The sequence below is a fragment of the Paractinoplanes rhizophilus genome (assembly GCF_042664765.1).
Taxonomy (GTDB): Bacteria; Actinomycetota; Actinomycetes; order Mycobacteriales; family Micromonosporaceae; genus Actinoplanes; species Actinoplanes rhizophilus.
On sequence record NZ_JBHTBJ010000014.1, the window covers coordinates 115,501 to 128,881 of the forward strand.

The 13,381-nt window shown below is 70.1% G+C and carries 17 protein-coding genes; 6 read left to right on the forward strand and 11 right to left on the reverse strand.

Annotated elements, in window-relative coordinates:
- Window positions 1-122: 122 nt before the first annotated feature.
- On the forward strand, window positions 123-419 hold the full coding sequence (locus ACFQS1_RS20490) for a hypothetical protein (RefSeq protein ID WP_378970629.1): 297 nt from the start codon (window positions 123-125) through the stop codon (window positions 417-419).
- On the opposite strand, the gene ACFQS1_RS20495 is transcribed toward ACFQS1_RS20490, so the two are convergent.
- From ACFQS1_RS20495 to ACFQS1_RS20505, 3 genes are read right to left on the reverse strand one after another with little or no spacing between them, the layout of a single operon-like run.
- Window positions 344-982 (reverse strand): DNA alkylation repair protein, encoded by a 639-nt coding sequence (locus tag ACFQS1_RS20495; protein WP_378970784.1) that lies wholly within the window; start codon window positions 980-982, stop codon window positions 344-346. The genes ACFQS1_RS20490 and ACFQS1_RS20495 overlap by 76 nt on opposite strands.
- Before the next feature lie 25 nt (window positions 983-1,007).
- Complete coding sequence (locus ACFQS1_RS20500; RefSeq protein ID WP_378970631.1) at window positions 1,008-1,424, reverse strand: VOC family protein; 417 nt, start codon at window positions 1,422-1,424, stop codon at window positions 1,008-1,010.
- Window positions 1,425-1,449: 25 nt separating this feature from the next.
- Entirely contained in the window at window positions 1,450-1,944 is a 495-nt protein-coding gene (locus tag ACFQS1_RS20505) for a helix-turn-helix domain-containing protein (protein ID WP_378970633.1), read from the reverse strand.
- Window positions 1,945-2,091: 147 nt separating this feature from the next.
- Here ACFQS1_RS20505 and ACFQS1_RS20510 point away from each other — a divergent pair, with 147 nt between their 5' ends.
- Window positions 2,092-2,520 carry a hypothetical protein gene (locus ACFQS1_RS20510; RefSeq protein ID WP_378970635.1) on the forward strand — a complete coding sequence of 143 codons (429 nt, stop codon included), beginning with the start codon at window positions 2,092-2,094 and terminating at the stop codon, window positions 2,518-2,520.
- Here ACFQS1_RS20510 and ACFQS1_RS20515 read toward each other — a convergent pair.
- From ACFQS1_RS20515 to ACFQS1_RS20525, 3 genes are all read right to left on the reverse strand, one after another.
- Entirely contained in the window at window positions 2,506-3,663 is a 1,158-nt protein-coding gene (locus ACFQS1_RS20515; protein WP_378970638.1) for a prenyltransferase/squalene oxidase repeat-containing protein, read from the reverse strand. The two genes, ACFQS1_RS20510 and ACFQS1_RS20515, sit on opposite strands and share 15 nt — an antisense overlap.
- A gap of 183 nt (window positions 3,664-3,846) precedes the next feature.
- Window positions 3,847-4,518 (reverse strand): class I SAM-dependent methyltransferase, encoded by a 672-nt coding sequence (locus ACFQS1_RS20520; RefSeq protein WP_378970640.1) that lies wholly within the window; start codon window positions 4,516-4,518, stop codon window positions 3,847-3,849.
- 18 nt (window positions 4,519-4,536) lie between these two features.
- On the reverse strand, window positions 4,537-5,283 hold the full coding sequence (locus ACFQS1_RS20525) for an HIT family protein (protein WP_378970642.1): 747 nt from the start codon (window positions 5,281-5,283) through the stop codon (window positions 4,537-4,539).
- A 258-nt stretch (window positions 5,284-5,541) separates the two neighbouring features.
- Between ACFQS1_RS20525 and ACFQS1_RS20530 the strand changes: the two genes are divergently transcribed.
- Genes ACFQS1_RS20530 through ACFQS1_RS20540 form a run of 3 tightly spaced genes read left to right on the forward strand, consistent with a single transcriptional unit; the run spans window position 5,542 to window position 8,077 of the window.
- Window positions 5,542-6,180, forward strand: coding sequence for an HD domain-containing protein (locus tag ACFQS1_RS20530; protein ID WP_378970644.1), 639 nt, complete (start codon window positions 5,542-5,544; stop codon window positions 6,178-6,180).
- Window positions 6,180-7,100, forward strand: coding sequence for an NADP-dependent oxidoreductase (locus ACFQS1_RS20535; protein ID WP_378970646.1), 921 nt, complete (start codon window positions 6,180-6,182; stop codon window positions 7,098-7,100). Before ACFQS1_RS20530 ends, ACFQS1_RS20535 begins: the two co-directional genes overlap by 1 nt.
- A 32-nt stretch (window positions 7,101-7,132) precedes the next feature.
- Window positions 7,133-8,077, forward strand: a complete 945-nt coding sequence (locus ACFQS1_RS20540; RefSeq protein WP_378970648.1) for an acyltransferase domain-containing protein — start codon at window positions 7,133-7,135, stop codon at window positions 8,075-8,077.
- 58 nt (window positions 8,078-8,135) lie between these two features.
- Here the strand turns inward: ACFQS1_RS20540 and ACFQS1_RS20545 are convergent, their stop codons facing one another.
- Window positions 8,136-9,050 (reverse strand): DUF6528 family protein, encoded by a 915-nt coding sequence (locus ACFQS1_RS20545; protein WP_378970650.1) that lies wholly within the window; start codon window positions 9,048-9,050, stop codon window positions 8,136-8,138.
- Between the two features lie 133 nt (window positions 9,051-9,183).
- Between ACFQS1_RS20545 and ACFQS1_RS20550 the strand changes: the two genes are divergently transcribed.
- Window positions 9,184-11,505: an ATP-binding protein gene (locus ACFQS1_RS20550; RefSeq protein ID WP_378970652.1), complete on the forward strand. Its 2,322-nt coding sequence runs from the start codon at window positions 9,184-9,186 to the stop codon at window positions 11,503-11,505.
- A gap of 41 nt (window positions 11,506-11,546) precedes the next feature.
- Here ACFQS1_RS20550 and ACFQS1_RS20555 read toward each other — a convergent pair whose 3' ends face one another.
- Genes ACFQS1_RS20555 through ACFQS1_RS20570 form a run of 4 tightly spaced genes read right to left on the reverse strand, consistent with a single transcriptional unit; the run spans window position 11,547 to window position 13,339 of the window.
- Complete coding sequence (locus ACFQS1_RS20555; RefSeq protein WP_378970655.1) at window positions 11,547-11,954, reverse strand: cupin domain-containing protein; 408 nt, start codon at window positions 11,952-11,954, stop codon at window positions 11,547-11,549.
- Window positions 11,955-11,981: 27 nt separating this feature from the next.
- The gene (locus ACFQS1_RS20560) at window positions 11,982-12,554 is read right to left on the reverse strand and encodes a TIGR03086 family metal-binding protein (RefSeq protein ID WP_378970657.1); all 573 of its coding nucleotides are present in this window, start codon (window positions 12,552-12,554) and stop codon (window positions 11,982-11,984) included.
- Window positions 12,541-13,011 carry an SRPBCC domain-containing protein gene (locus ACFQS1_RS20565; RefSeq protein ID WP_378970659.1) on the reverse strand — a complete coding sequence of 157 codons (471 nt, stop codon included), beginning with the start codon at window positions 13,009-13,011 and terminating at the stop codon, window positions 12,541-12,543. Before ACFQS1_RS20565 ends, ACFQS1_RS20560 begins: the two co-directional genes overlap by 14 nt.
- On the reverse strand, window positions 12,944-13,339 hold the full coding sequence (locus tag ACFQS1_RS20570; RefSeq protein ID WP_378970661.1) for an ArsR/SmtB family transcription factor: 396 nt from the start codon (window positions 13,337-13,339) through the stop codon (window positions 12,944-12,946). The genes ACFQS1_RS20565 and ACFQS1_RS20570 overlap by 68 nt, the downstream gene beginning before the upstream one ends.
- Window positions 13,340-13,381 lie beyond the last annotated feature (42 nt).

Below are 13,381 nucleotides of genomic sequence, written 5' to 3' on the forward strand. Positions count from 1 at the left end.
ACTTCCGCGTTTCGCTACCGTCCCGGCCCAGATCCGCAACCTCTCGACAACCCGGCGAGCGTGGGCCAGGGTGACCGGGTGACGCATTCGCCCCACGACGTACCCCGGCCGGCGGCCTGACCGTGGCCGACCTGACGCCGTACTCGAAAAAGCTCGTCCTCCCGGCCGGCTTCGACGCACCGCGCCGGCTGGAGTTCGACGATGTGATCGCGCATGCGATCGGCCGCGATGACCTTGCCGACGATGTCCGCGGCATCAACCGGAGCCTCGAGATCATCCGCAAGTCGTTCACGTTCGTTCTCGAGGCGACTCCAACGTCCGGATCCCGCAGTGAGGCCGGCCCTCAGCCCCGGCGGCGGACCATCTCGGTGATCCAGGTCGGGGCGTACGGGGAGGTGCAGTTGGGCGGGGTCGGGTAGTCCTTGAGCACCGCCAGGCGTTCGCCGATGCCGATCGCGCGGGCCCGGTGCCCGGGGTGCTCGATGCCGATCTGGGCGAGGCAATGGTTCATGGCCCACTGCAGGCGGTCCGGCGCGTCCTTCATCCCGGCCTCGATGTCGTCGAGCAGCCGCGCCAGATCGAGCCCCTCGGGGCTCTTGGCCACCCGGTCGGTGGTCAGCGCCCAGCCCGCGCTCGCGACGATCGGATCCGGGTCGGCCAGCCAGGCCCGGCGCAGCTCCTCGGTGTGCGGGCTCTTGCGGACCACGTTGCTCACCAGCCAGTCGTGCACCTTCGGGGTGCGCGCCTCGCGCAGCATGGCGTCCAGCTCGGCCCGCCCGAAGGCCTTGGGGCGGCAGATCAGGATCGCCAGCAGCCGCGCTGCGCTGTCGCCGGTCGGCCAGAGCTCGCGGGCGAGCTCGTGCTGTGTCTTGAGCCGCTTGGCCAGCGCCCGCAGCAGCCCCAGGTTTACGCCGTGATCGTCGCCGTGCCGGCCGTTGACCTCCCGGATCTTGGGGTCGTCGAGGGTGGCCAGCTCGGCCATCACCTCGCCCGCGGTCGTCACGGTGTCAGCTTACGTTGCCCTGCTGCAGGATCCGGATGGCGTTGCCGGACGGGTCGCGCAGGCCCATGTCGGTGCCGTAGAAGTGGTCGGTGGGCTCCTGCGTGAAGTCGGTGAACCCGGCCGCCGTCAGCTTCTCGTACAGTCCCCGGACGTCGTCGGTGTTGAGGACCAGGCCGTTCAGGGCGCCCTTCGCGACCAGCTCGCGAAGCTGCTCGGCGGTCGCCTCGTCGTGCAGCGGGGCGCCCGGCTGCTCCAGGGAGATCTCGGTGCCGCCGTCGCCCGGGACCCGGACGGTAAGCCAGCGGTACTCGCCCTGCGTCACGTCGTTGCCCTTCTCGAGCCCGAGCTTGTCGACGTAGAACTCCAGCGCCTCGTCCTTGTCGAGGACGTAGATGGAGGTGACGTTCAGTTTCGTGATCATTTCGCGCTCTCCTTCGCCATGCTCGTCAGGCTAGGGAACCGGCCGCCACGGTCGCTTCTCCAAAACTGCTCGATCGCTCGCTCTGCTCGGCCCCCTTCTCGCCGCGCTCGCCGGCGTCGTGCTCGCGCGCGGCCCGCGGCCGGGTGTTGGCCATCTGGACGCAGCCGGGCACGACCACCGGTCCGTTCCCGCGGCGGTAGTCCGACGGGGTCGCCCCGACGATCCGCCGGAACGTCCGGCTGAAGGTACCGAGGCTGGTGAAGCCCACCTCGGAGCAGACGTCGGTCACGCTGCGACCGGTCTCGCGCAGCAGGAACATCGAGCGCTCGATCCGCCGCCGCTGCAGATACCGATGCGGCGTCTCGCCGAACGTCGCCCGGAAGCACCGGCTGAAGTGGGCCCGCGACAGGTGCGCGACCGCCGCGATCGCCCGCACGTCGAGCGGCTCGGCATAGGCCCGGTCGATGGCGTCGCGGGCGCGCAGCAGCCGCCGGTTCAGCTGCTCGACCTCTCGGCTCACCCCGTAATGCTATGCACCAGCGGCGGGCTGCTCGCCGCTTCGGCGCCTCTCGACGCGGGGAATTCGACTCCGTCATCGGACACCGCGCCGCCCTGACGTGAACGCATCATTGTTCACAACTTCCAGCGAAAGCGTGAGGTAGCCGGGATGGTTGCGCCGCTCGTCTATTTTGCTCGAGCCGTCGATGGTCTGCATCGAGCCGACGTACTCGCCGATGCACAGGTGGTCGCAGCCGATCTACAGGAATGCGGCCTCCAGATGACCGATCCCGTCGACGTCTGGATGCGCGCTGTCCGGAACCACTCGGCAACCGGCGATCCGGCTCGGCTGGTGGAGTCCGATCTAGGGTTGCTGCGACGGTCCGACGGGGTTCTGATGGACATGTCGATCAGGAACCGCAACTACATTGGCTGTACATGTGAGTTGACCTACGCCTACCTGTGGCACATCCCCTCCGTTGTGTGGGTAGGCGACACGGGCCTTGAACAGCGCCCATGGTTGCGCTACCACGCAACGGTGGTGGTGAAAGGCCGTCAGGAGGCGATCGAGGCGGTCGCTGCCCTACTGCTTGAATGACTTGCGTCCCGTCATCGCCACCTGGATGCCCAAAAGCACGATGGGCACGACCAGGCCGAAGCCGACTTCCTGCGCCTCGAACACGCCGGTCGCGACGAACGCCGTTCCGCCGGCGAGCAAGAGTGCGATCGCCGCCGTCGCCCAGTTTCGCCGCACCCACTCCTTTCGCGCACGCCACCGGACGAGGCCGAGCAATCGCTGCGGCGCCACGTCAAGATCGATGCCGCCCTGGATGACGGCGGCCTGGGCGGACAACGGCGTAAGAACTTGTCCACTGCGCAGCGGCAGACTCTTCTTCACATCGGCAAGTGCCTCGAGGAACGGCCACACGGTCCAGACTGAGAAGGCAGCTGAGCTGTCCACGCTGGGCCAGCGTCCGTCGTCCATCTGGGTCGCGGCGATCGTGTGCACGGCGCTGGCAACGAGATCGAATCGCACGGTGCCGGCCTGGCGCACGAGCGCGGACAGGGCGAAGGGCAGGCCGTGATGCCAGATCGTGTTCTCCCACATGGTCACGGACCCGTTCGCATCCATGCGCGTCACGTTGTAAATCTCCAGCCGCGCGTGATCGTCGTGCACCCGTGCCGGGTTGAGGTTGCTGGTCAGCCAGTTGAAGCCCGCGGACACGGCGTCGGCGGTCGTACGGTCGGAGGCCGTCAAACCGCTATCGGCCAACGCCGTCAGCACGTATGACGTATGCGTCACTGTGGCGGCGTGCCGAGGCAGCTCGCCCCATGCGTGCGAGGCGGAGTCGCGCGCTCCGACCAGCCACTTCGCGCCCCCGACGATCGCTGGTGTCCGAGGGTCGAGTTCGCCGAGCGCGCGTACGGCCATCGCGGTCAGCCAGACCCTCGACTCCTGGCCCCGGAACGACCCCCAGCCACCGTCCTGGTTCTGGTTGTTGACCAGCCAGGTCGTGGCACGTTGCGCGTCTGGCGACGCGGGCATGAGGAGGGTTCCGGTACACGCGAGGAGGCGCGCCACCAGAGCGGTCGCCTCCGTCACGGGTTGCCCGGCACTTGTGTTGACTGCCCAGCCTCCGTCGAGCAGCGGATCATCGGACCGGATCTGGCGTCTTTGCAGGAACCGAAGGCATTGTTGCTCATGCTCGAAGGGGCGGCCGTGCAGAAGGAAACTGCTCATCCCGGTAGCTGTGGCCGACGGCCCGGGTATCGCGGCGTCCAACCGGTGGTACCAACCCCCGTCGCCACTCGTCCCGGGATGGTAGGTGCGCCTCAGGAGATCAAGACTTCGTTCCACGAGCGCGTCGATTGAGCGGCCGTCAATCCCGTGCACACCCACCTCGTTCCGGTCATTGTCGTTTCGTCATGACGCCTTTCGGGCCACTGCGCGAATGAAGGCACTTGGTTCCGAGCACGCGTAACGACCGCGACGGCTGGATTTCGACTCCAGAATCCAACCGTCGAGGAGATCCTTGACGTAACCGTCGTCGAAGAAATGCCGAACGTGGCCCTTTCTGCTGAAGATGTGCTCGTCCAGCTGCTCGCCGTCCCCGTAGTAGGGGTCGTCAGTCGACTTCACACTGAAAACCAGCAGGCCGCCGGGGCGCAGCACGCGCCCGATCTCCGCGAAGATCTTCCGGGTGACGTCGTCGCGGAAGTAGTGCAGAGCCAAATGCGAGTACACGCCGCCGAAACGGCCGTCCCCGAACGGGAGCCCGGCTGCGATGTCATGGACCAGAAGATCGTTTTTCCAGCGCTTGGAAAATCGCCATCCGTAGACCCGCTTCCGGGCCTGCCGTATAGCTACGGGCGAGAAGTCCAGGCCGGCGACCCGGTGACCCGCTTCTGCCATCGCTCGCAAATCATGGCCTTGGCCGCAACCGAGATCCAACACTTCGGATCGGTCCGGAAGGGCGTCGAGGAACAGTCCGCGGAGTTCGCGATGCACATCGTCCTCACCGCTCGCTCCACGCTCCCGGTGCCAGGAATTCCAAAAGGTCAACTGCTCGGGCAATTCGCGTTGTTTCAGACGCATGAGATCGGCTGCAATCTGCTAGGCGGGCTCGGTGAGGGGCATCGTCACGGCCGGCGAACGCCGGAAACTGTCCAGCGTGGCTCGGACGTTCTCCCACTGTGGAAAGACCGCATAGTCCCAATCTTCCGGGCGACCGAGCATCCGTGCGATGTGACGGCGGAAGTACTGTGAGATGCCGGCGTCGGGCGCGTATTGCACCAAGCCACCTGGCTCGCGGTACATCAGATAGCCGTCCGCTCTTTCCGTAGAAGGTACGTTCACGAGGTCGGCCAAGGTTCCAAGAGACCGAACGGGAAGCCCCAACAGGTTGAACGAGTATGCCCCAGGCACGACATGGAGGTGGGAGTGGGTAATGCACGCCGATCGCCGTCGTTCCTCGGCGCGGCACGAGCCGTGCTCGAACAGAGTGCTCGGTCCGTACATTCGTTCTACGGCCTCCACCACGTGGTCCACGAAGGTCAAGAAACCCGGTGCGGCCTCGGTTGCGAGAGCTTGCACGGAACTTTCGTGCTGGGCGGGTGAGATCAGTACGTAGCCTGGTACGAATGCGCCTACCGCGCAGACGGCAACGCCTACTTCGCCCTGCCTTATCAAGGGACGGTCATACCACGGCAATTCCTGATCATCCGCCGCGTAGACCCGGCAGAACAGGCAGTCGTTACGTGGGATCTGAGGCACAAGCAGCATGGGCTTGCTCGCTCTTCGCTCGCCGATGACGACAACTGACGGTAACAGTACGGTGGCCGTACGCGAAAGGTCGTCCATATTTGATCAATTGCTGCCCGGGCTGCCGGTAGCCCGGGGACGGTGCCTCCGCGATATCGCCCGAACTCCGACACAAAGATCACCCATTTGGGTCCAGGGTGGTCGAGATCGTCGAATACCCATGGCGAATCGCTGGTCCGTCGCCATCGGCAATTGGCAGACGGGACGCAGCACAATTGTCGTCGGTGTCCGTATTTGAGGGTTCAGTGGCCGGAGGAGGGCGGCGCCGCACGCCGGCGGGCGGGCAGCATGGTGGTCATGTCAGAGGTCATCGCGGGGCTGGAGATTCCCGGGACGGCGGCGGTTGCCGAGGCGACCACGCTGATCCGGGACACCACCAGCCCGCTCATCTACCACCACTCCCGCCGGATCTTCTTCTTCGGCCTGATGCACGCCCGCGCGCTCGGCCTGGAACCCGATCCGGAGCTGCTCTACCTGGCGGCCATCTTCCACGACAGCGGTCTGCTGACCCCATTCTCCGACGAGGAGCAGCGCTTCGAGCTCGACGGCGCCGATCACGCGCGCAAGTTCCTCCTGGAGCGCGGCTTCCCGGCGGCCGCGGCCGAGCGGGTCTGGACGGCGATCGCGCTGCACACCACGCCCGGCATACCGGGGCGGATGGCGGCCGAGATCGCGGCCACCTACTTCGGCGTCCTGACCGACGTGGTCGGCTTCGGCCTGGACGGCCTCGACCGCGATCGGGTGGAGGAGATCCTCGCCGCTCACCCCCGGGAAAAATTCAAGAACGAGTTCCCGCGTGCGTACTTCGACGGACTCAAGGACCGGCCGGAGACTACGATCGGCACGGTGAACGCCGACGTCCTCAAGCACTTCGCCCCGGGCTTCCGCCCGCCGACAACGGTCGAGCGCATCGTCGGCTCGCCCTGGCCGAGCTGATGCGGGCGATCATCGCGCCGGACCGCGAGGCGGGTGTCGGCGGTCTCACGCTCACCGAGATGCCGTATCCGTACGCGGCCGAGAACGACGTCATCGTCCGGGTGCACGCCGCCGGTTTCACCCCCGGCGAGCTCGACTGGCCGGCGACCTGGGTCGATCGCGCGGGCCGCGACCGGGCGCCCAGCATCCCCGGGCACGAGCTGTCCGGCACCGTGGCCGCGCTCGGCCCCGGCACCACCGGCCTGACCGTGGGTCAGCGAGTGTTCGGGCTGACCGACTGGGCCCGCAACGGCTCCCTGGCCGAGTACACCGCGGTGGAGGCGCGCAACCTCGTGCCCCTGCCGGCCGGGATCGACCACACCGTGGCCGCCGCGCTGCCGATCTCCGGCCTGACCGCGTGGCAGGCGCTGTTCGACCATGCCCGCCTCGCGACCGGGCAGACCGTCCTCGTGCACGGCGCGGCCGGCGGCGTCGGGTCGATCGCCGTCCAACTCGCGCGCGACGTGGGCGCTCGCGTGATCGGCACCGGCCGCGCCGACGACCGGGACACCGTGCTGGGCCTCGGCGCCGAGGCCTTCCTCGACCTGGATGCCGACGACCTGTCGCGGGCCGGCGAGGTCGACGTGGTGCTCGACGTCGCCGGCGGCCGGATCCTCGAGCGATCGGCGGAGCTGGTGCGCCCGGGCGGCACGCTGGTCAGCGTCGCGATGCCGCCTCCGGTGCCGCCCCGGGACGGGCGAGCGATCTTCTTCATCGTCGAGCCCGACCGGGTCCGGCTGGCCGACCTCGCCGGGCGGGTCCGGGCCGGGCGGCTCGACCCGATCGTCGGTGGCGTGCTGCCGCTCGCCGAGACGCCCGCGGCGGTCGCCCGCCGCCGGCGGCGGCCCGGCAAGACGATCATCCAGGTGGTGGACGATTGAGTCATGATCTCGGCGGCCGGTAGGGTCGCCGGGTGGACCTGGATGACATCGCCTCCCGGCTCGGCGTGCCCGCCGAGGAGGTCGCCCGCGTGCACCGGCTCGCCGGCGACCGGCCGTCGGCCCCGCTGCCCGCCAAGGCCGACGCGCCGGCGATCCTCGACCGGCTCGCGGTGCGGCCGGACGACGCCGCCGAGATCATGGCGGGCTGGCCCGATGCCGGCTCGCCGCTGTGGACCCCGGAGCTGCGCTGGCTGCTCGACCGGTCGATCGCCCTGGTTCGCGCCGACCTCGGGGGATACGCCTGGCTGTCGCCGGGCCCGGAGCTGCCGCGCGATCGCGGCGAGGCGTGGCGGCACCTGTACGTGTACGCGTACCTCGCGCTGGTCGACGTCGCCCGCGAGTACCACCGTGCGCACGGCATCCCCGACGACGTGTCCTGGACGACCCTCTCGGACCTGGGCCGCAACCTGGCGATCGACCGGCGGATGAACCGCGAGGGCTGGCCGGTCATGCAGAGCTGGCTGACCCTGCACGCGCGTGGCGGCCTCTACGAGCTGGGCCGGCTGCAGCACCACCGCGGCGACACCGCGATCAGCCTGCACATCCCCGAGTCCGGACCGCTGAGCCCGGAAGCGATCGACGCGTCGCTCGACGTGGGCCGGGCGTTCTTCCCGCGGCACTTCCCCGACGAGCGGTACACGTCGTTCTCCTGCGGCTCGTGGCTGCTCGACCCGCAGCTGCGGGAGTACCTGCCCGAGGACTCCAACATCGTCCGGTTCCAGCGGAGGTTCGAGCTGGAGCCGTACGAGGAGCCGGAAGGCCTGGACGCCGACGTCGAGGTGCTGCGTTTCGTGTTCCGCAGCCTGACCACGCCGCTCGACCAGTTGCCGCGCCGCACGGCCCTGCAGCGCGCGGTCGTCGACCACCTGAAGGCCGGCCGCCATTGGCGCTGGCGGGCCGGCCGCTTCCCGTTGTGACCCGTGCTGCTGCCGTCCCGGCGGACGGCAGCAGCACCCCCCTCGGGTACGGCCCGGGTCAGCGGCGTTCCCACACCACCGGCCGGGCCTTGTAGATCGCCGCCCCGGCGCGGTAGCGGTTGCCGGCGTACGAGCCGTTCTGCCGGTACAGCCACACGTTGCCGGTGCCCCACGTCCCGTCACTGTTGCCGTGGGTCGCCTGGCTGGTGATGACGAGCCCGCCCGGCTGGTTGCCGACGCTCTTGATGGACGCCTCGTCGATGTAGCCGGGCGCCCGGCTCCGGGTGCCGCGGCTGATGTCGTACCGGTACACATGGCTGTGGGTGCTGAACCACAGCCGGGTCGAGCTGCCGTAGACCGGCGACAGATCGTGCGCGCCGGACGGGACGGCGACGCAGGACCGGCCGGTCAGCCGCGGCGACGTCGCGGTGCCGGTGACGGCGAAGCTGCACAGCCGGGTGCCGCCCAGGGCCCAGAGCCGATGCGTCGCGGCGTTCCACAGCACGGCGTGCGCGTTGGCGAAGGAGACCGAATGCGGCGTGTGCCGGCCCTTGCCGTACGCGGTCAGCCGCCCGGCCGACGACGCGATCACGACCGCGCCGCTGGGCAGCAGCTCCATCGAATGCGGATTGCCACCCACGTTCTGCGACCAGGTGACCCGCCGTGTGGCGTAGTCGACCGTCGCCGCCATGCCGCCGGACGCGGTCACCAGGACTGTGTTGCGGCCGCCGTACGACCGGAACCGCACGTCGGACAGGTTGCTCCAGGCGCGCCCGGAGCGGTTGAACGACCACAGCGGCGCCCGGCCGTTCCAGCTGCTGTTGGCCAGGTTGAACATCTGGATGCCGTGCCGCTGGTCGACCACGGCCACCCGGCCGCTCGCCGCGAACGCCGGCGACGGCGCCACGGCGACCACCCCCGCGGTGGCCACCAGCGCGCCCAGCATGCCCACCCACCTCGCGATGGATCGCATGTGCCTCACCCCCCAAGTGTTTCCGGAGCCCCAGACAACGGCCGGCGCCCCGTGTGCGGCAAGGACTCGAACGGATCGGGACGGATCGGGACAGGCGGACGGCGCATCGACGGGCGTTGGTAGCCTCGGGTTCGTGGCCGAAGGCTCGGAGGGCGCGTTCGTCGAGAGCCTGAAGGAACTGCGCCGCTGGGCGGGACAGCCGTCGCTGCGCCGCCTCCGGCAGCTCGGCGGGACAGTTCGCGCGGTCTCCGGCCACGAAGTGCCCGCCCTGCCGCCCAGCACGGTGTCGTCCGTGCTGCGCCGCCCGGAGCTGCCCCGGCTGGAGTTCGTCGAGGCGTTCGTGACCGCCTGCCTGCGCGCCCGGGACGCGTCGCCCGAGGAGATCCGGGCGGCGCTCGACGATTGGCGAGCATCCTGGCGGGCCGCCGGCACCGCCGGCGCCGACGGCCCGGCCGGCGTTAAAAGCGAGCACGCCGAGGCGCCGCACCAGCTCCCCGCCGACCTCCCCGAGTTCACCGGCCGCGACGAGCACGTCCGGTTCCTGATCGGGCTGGCCGGCGAGGAGAGCCCCGGCGCGCCCCAGGTCGCCGTCATTGAGGGCATGGCCGGAGTGGGCAAGACCCGGCTGGCCGTCCACGTCGCCCACGCCCTGGCCGAGGCGGGCCGGTACGACGCCTTCCTCTTTCTCCCGCTGCGCGGCTACACCGTCGATCAGACGCCCACCGAGCCCGCCGCCGCACTCGAAACCCTGCTGCGCTCGCTCGGGGTGGACGGCCGCGAGATCCCCGGCGACCCCGACGCCCGCGCCACGATGTACCGCGACCGGCTGCACGGCACGCGTACGCTGCTGCTGCTGGACGACGCGGCCGACGGCAGCCAGGTGACGAGCCTGCTGCCCGCGTCCGGCACCTGCCTGGTGCTGGTCACCAGCCGCCGCTCGCTCGCCCTCGACGGTGCTCATGCCGTACGCGTCAATCCGTTCTCGACCCGGGAGTCGGCCGATCTGCTGGCCCGGGTGGCCGGTGCCGTCCGGATCGCCGCCGATCCGGCCGGCACCGCCGAGACGGCCCGGCGCTGCGGAAATCTGCCTCTCGCAGTGGCGCTGGCCGGCCGCCGCCTGCAGTCCCGCCCGGCCTGGTCGATCGCCGACCTCGAGCACCGGCTGCGCGACAGCGACGAGGCCCTCGACCAGTTCGCGGCCGGTGACCGCAGCGTCCGCGCCGCCTTCCAGCTCTCCTACGACGCCCTCCCCGAGGACCATCGACTGGTGTTCCGGCTGCTGTCGCTGCACCCGGGAGACAGTTTCACCGCGGCCACCGCGGGGGAGCTGACCGGCGTGCGAGGGGCCGGAACGATTCTCGAGGCCCTGGTGGACGAGCACCTGTTGCTGCAGCCGTCGCCCGGCCGCTATAGCTTCCACGACCTGCTCCGGGTATACGCCAGCGAACGGGCGCGTGCGGACAGCCCGGCCGGGCAGCGTTCGGCCGCGACGACCCGGATCCTGCGGTGGTACCTGGCCGTCGCGGTGGCCGCCGACCGGGTGATCGACCCGCATCACCGGCACGTGACCGTCGAGCCCGAGCTGGCCGGCGTCGCGCCCCCGTTCCGCAACCGGGCCGACGCCATCGCGTGGACCACCGCCGAGTACGGCGCGCTCACCGCCGCCGTGTCGATCGCCGCCGACACCGGCGCCGTGTCGATCGCCTGGCGGCTCGCCGCGGCCCTGTGGAGCTACTTCTACCTCGGCAAGCACCTGGACGACTGGATCCGCGCCCACGAGGTCGCGCTCGCCGCCGCCCGCCGGGCCGGCGACCTCGAGGGCCAGGCCTGGATGCTCAACAACCTCGGCGTGGCCCATTGGCAGCGCCGCGACTACCCCGCCGCGATCGACCGCTACCGGCAGGCCCGCGAGTTGCGGCGCGCCATGGGCGACCACGCCGGCGAGATCGTGCTGCTGGACAACCTCGGCAACGCCTTCGACGAGATCGGCCGGGCCGACGAGGCGATCGACTGCTACCAGCAGGCGCTGACCCTCGCGCAGCGGTCCGGCGGCCCGGCCGACCGGGCCTCGGTGCTGCACAACCTCGGCGAGGCGTACCGCCGGACCGGCCGCTACACCGACGCCGGGCGCTGCCTCACCGACGCCCTGGCCATCCAGCAGGACCTGCACGACGCGATGCAGCGATACACCCTGTGCAGCCTCGGCGAGTTGCACGACGACCTCGGGGACCCGCGCACCGCCGAGACGTACTACGAGCGCAGCCGCGTGCTGGCCGAGCAGGTCAGCGACGTGTGGCTCACCGCCGTGCTGTGGGAGAAGCTCGGCCACACGGCGGCGCTGCGGGGCGAGGACCGCGCGGCCGAGGACCTGTGGATCGCGGCCGCCGACACCTATGCCAAGGTCAACGACGACGAGGCGGCCGAGCGGGTGCGCCGGCTGCTGCCGCCCCGCTGACCGCCGTCCGGCACCGGTCCGGCCTGTCTCACCGCCCCGCCTTATGCCGAGACGCGCAGATGGCTTCGCTCGGCCAGCTCCGCCGCGCCGACCACGGTCAAAATCGGGGTTCCGGGCGGCGCGAACATGGTCACCACCAGCTGCGATCGCGCGTCCGGGAGGTTGTTGGCGGCCTGGTAATGAATCACATCGCCGCCCGGCTCGTACAGGGCCTCGCCGGCCTTGAGCACCCGCGGCGCCTGCCCCTCCAGCTCGAAGAGGATCTCGCCCTCGGTCACGTAGCCGAAGACCGGCCCGGGATGCCGATGCGGCGGCGCACCGGGGTCGCCGGGCGCCAGCGTGACCCGGATGGTCCGGGCCTCGGCGCCGCCCGGGATCGACTCGGTCGCGGCCGGCAGGGTCGCGATGACTTCGACGCCGGGGGGCAGGGGTGCTTGGTCTGCGGTCATGCGTTCCTCCTCGAACTAGGACGAACCTTAGCGGCCCGCCCAGAACGGGTCTCGCCCGATGAAGCCCAGCAACCGCGTCTGCACGTCCGCGTCCGCGGGCACCTCGACCCGGGGGCCGTACTGCCCGGACGAGCGGATGACCTCCTCCAACGGCTCCATCCCGGCTAGGAGCAGGGCGCAGAAGTCGGGGTCGAGCCGGTCGTCCTGGCCGGTCGCGCGGGCCAGGTCCCAGGTGTGCATGAAGATGTCCGACGTGTAGAACTGGTCGATCGCCGCGTCCAGGGGCAGGCTGCCGATGTGCGGGTTGGTGAGCTTGCGGTCCGGTGTCTCCGGGTCGTCCAGGACCGCCTGCACGGCGTCGGCATGGACCCGCCACGCCGCCACCGGGTCCTCGTCCACCGACGGGCCGCGAGGCAGGTCGATGCCGGCGCCGGCGGAGAGGAAGCTGGGGAACCACTCGGTCAGGTGGCGCACCACGTCGCGAGCGGCCCAGCCGGGGACGGGCGCCGGCGCGTCCCAGTCGCGGGCGCCGTGCACCCGCTCGGCGAACAGGCCGGCGATCTGCCGGTGGCGGCCGGCCGGGTCCTCAGACAGTGCCATCGATGATCATCCTCTCGAGTTTGGCGTACCCCTGGTTGATGCCGGTCTTCATGTCCGAGCGCAACCAGGCGTCGCGGCTCTCGAAGCTGTCGACCAGCGATTGTGTCCGTAGCCGCGCGCGGCCGTGGCCCCGATCCTCGAACCACAGGGTCTCCAGCGCGACCGCGTCGGGATTGCCCTCGTACGTGAAGGTCTGCACGATGCGGCCGGGCCGCACGTCGTGGAAGCAGCCGTGGAACCAGTAGGCCCCCGAGGCGTACCGCCAACTGCCGCCGGTGCGTGCGTCCCAATGATCGATCCGGGTGGTCAGCGCGTCGGGACCGATCCACCGGGCGAACAGGGCGGGATCGGTGTGCGCGCGGAACAACTGCGCGGGCGTGGCCGCGAAGTCACGCATGATCCGGATCACCGGCAGCTTCGGGTCGGCCTCGACGACCGCTTCGCCGTTCGTGGTCATTGTCGTCCCCGTCCATGGATGCCAGCAGGGCGTCGAGTCGCCGGTAGCGCCGCTCGACCCGGACCCGATGGCGCTCGATCCACGTGTCCAACAGATCAAGAGCATCAATTTCCAGGTGTACGGCCCGGGGCTGCGGCCCCGGTGGCCGGCTCACCAGCCCGGCGTCCTCGAGCACCCGCACATGCTTGTACACCGCCTGGAGCGTCATCCGATACGGCTCGGCCAGCTGATTCGCGGTGGCGTCGCCGTCGGCGAGCCGGGCCACCATGTCGCGCCGGGTCGGGTCGGCGAGGGCGGCGAAGACTCGGGACAGCGTGTCCGTGGTCATCCTGGCCCCCGTTTCAACTCCAAGGTTGAAAGAGACCCTAGG

Bases quoted from the DNA above. Each gene is read 5' to 3' on its own strand.
- ACFQS1_RS20495 (WP_378970784.1), bottom strand. From the start codon at position 982: ATGGCCGAGCTGGCCACCCTCGACGACCCCAAGATCCGGGAGGTCAAC.
- ACFQS1_RS20500 (WP_378970631.1), bottom strand. From the start codon at position 1,424: ATGATCACGAAACTGAACGTCACCTCCATCTACGTCCTCGACAAGGAC.
- ACFQS1_RS20510 (WP_378970635.1), top strand. From the start codon at position 2,092: ATGGTTGCGCCGCTCGTCTATTTTGCTCGAGCCGTCGATGGTCTGCAT.
- ACFQS1_RS20515 (WP_378970638.1), bottom strand. From the start codon at position 3,663: ATGAGCAGTTTCCTTCTGCACGGCCGCCCCTTCGAGCATGAGCAACAA.
- ACFQS1_RS20520 (WP_378970640.1), bottom strand. From the start codon at position 4,518: ATGCGTCTGAAACAACGCGAATTGCCCGAGCAGTTGACCTTTTGGAAT.
- ACFQS1_RS20525 (WP_378970642.1), bottom strand. From the start codon at position 5,283: ATGGACGACCTTTCGCGTACGGCCACCGTACTGTTACCGTCAGTTGTC.
- ACFQS1_RS20530 (WP_378970644.1), top strand. From the start codon at position 5,542: ATGTCAGAGGTCATCGCGGGGCTGGAGATTCCCGGGACGGCGGCGGTT.
- ACFQS1_RS20535 (WP_378970646.1), top strand. From the start codon at position 6,180: ATGCGGGCGATCATCGCGCCGGACCGCGAGGCGGGTGTCGGCGGTCTC.
- ACFQS1_RS20545 (WP_378970650.1), bottom strand. From the start codon at position 9,050: ATGCGATCCATCGCGAGGTGGGTGGGCATGCTGGGCGCGCTGGTGGCC.
- ACFQS1_RS20555 (WP_378970655.1), bottom strand. From the start codon at position 11,954: ATGACCGCAGACCAAGCACCCCTGCCCCCCGGCGTCGAAGTCATCGCG.
- ACFQS1_RS20560 (WP_378970657.1), bottom strand. From the start codon at position 12,554: ATGGCACTGTCTGAGGACCCGGCCGGCCGCCACCGGCAGATCGCCGGC.
- ACFQS1_RS20565 (WP_378970659.1), bottom strand. From the start codon at position 13,011: ATGACCACGAACGGCGAAGCGGTCGTCGAGGCCGACCCGAAGCTGCCG.
- ACFQS1_RS20570 (WP_378970661.1), bottom strand. From the start codon at position 13,339: ATGACCACGGACACGCTGTCCCGAGTCTTCGCCGCCCTCGCCGACCCG.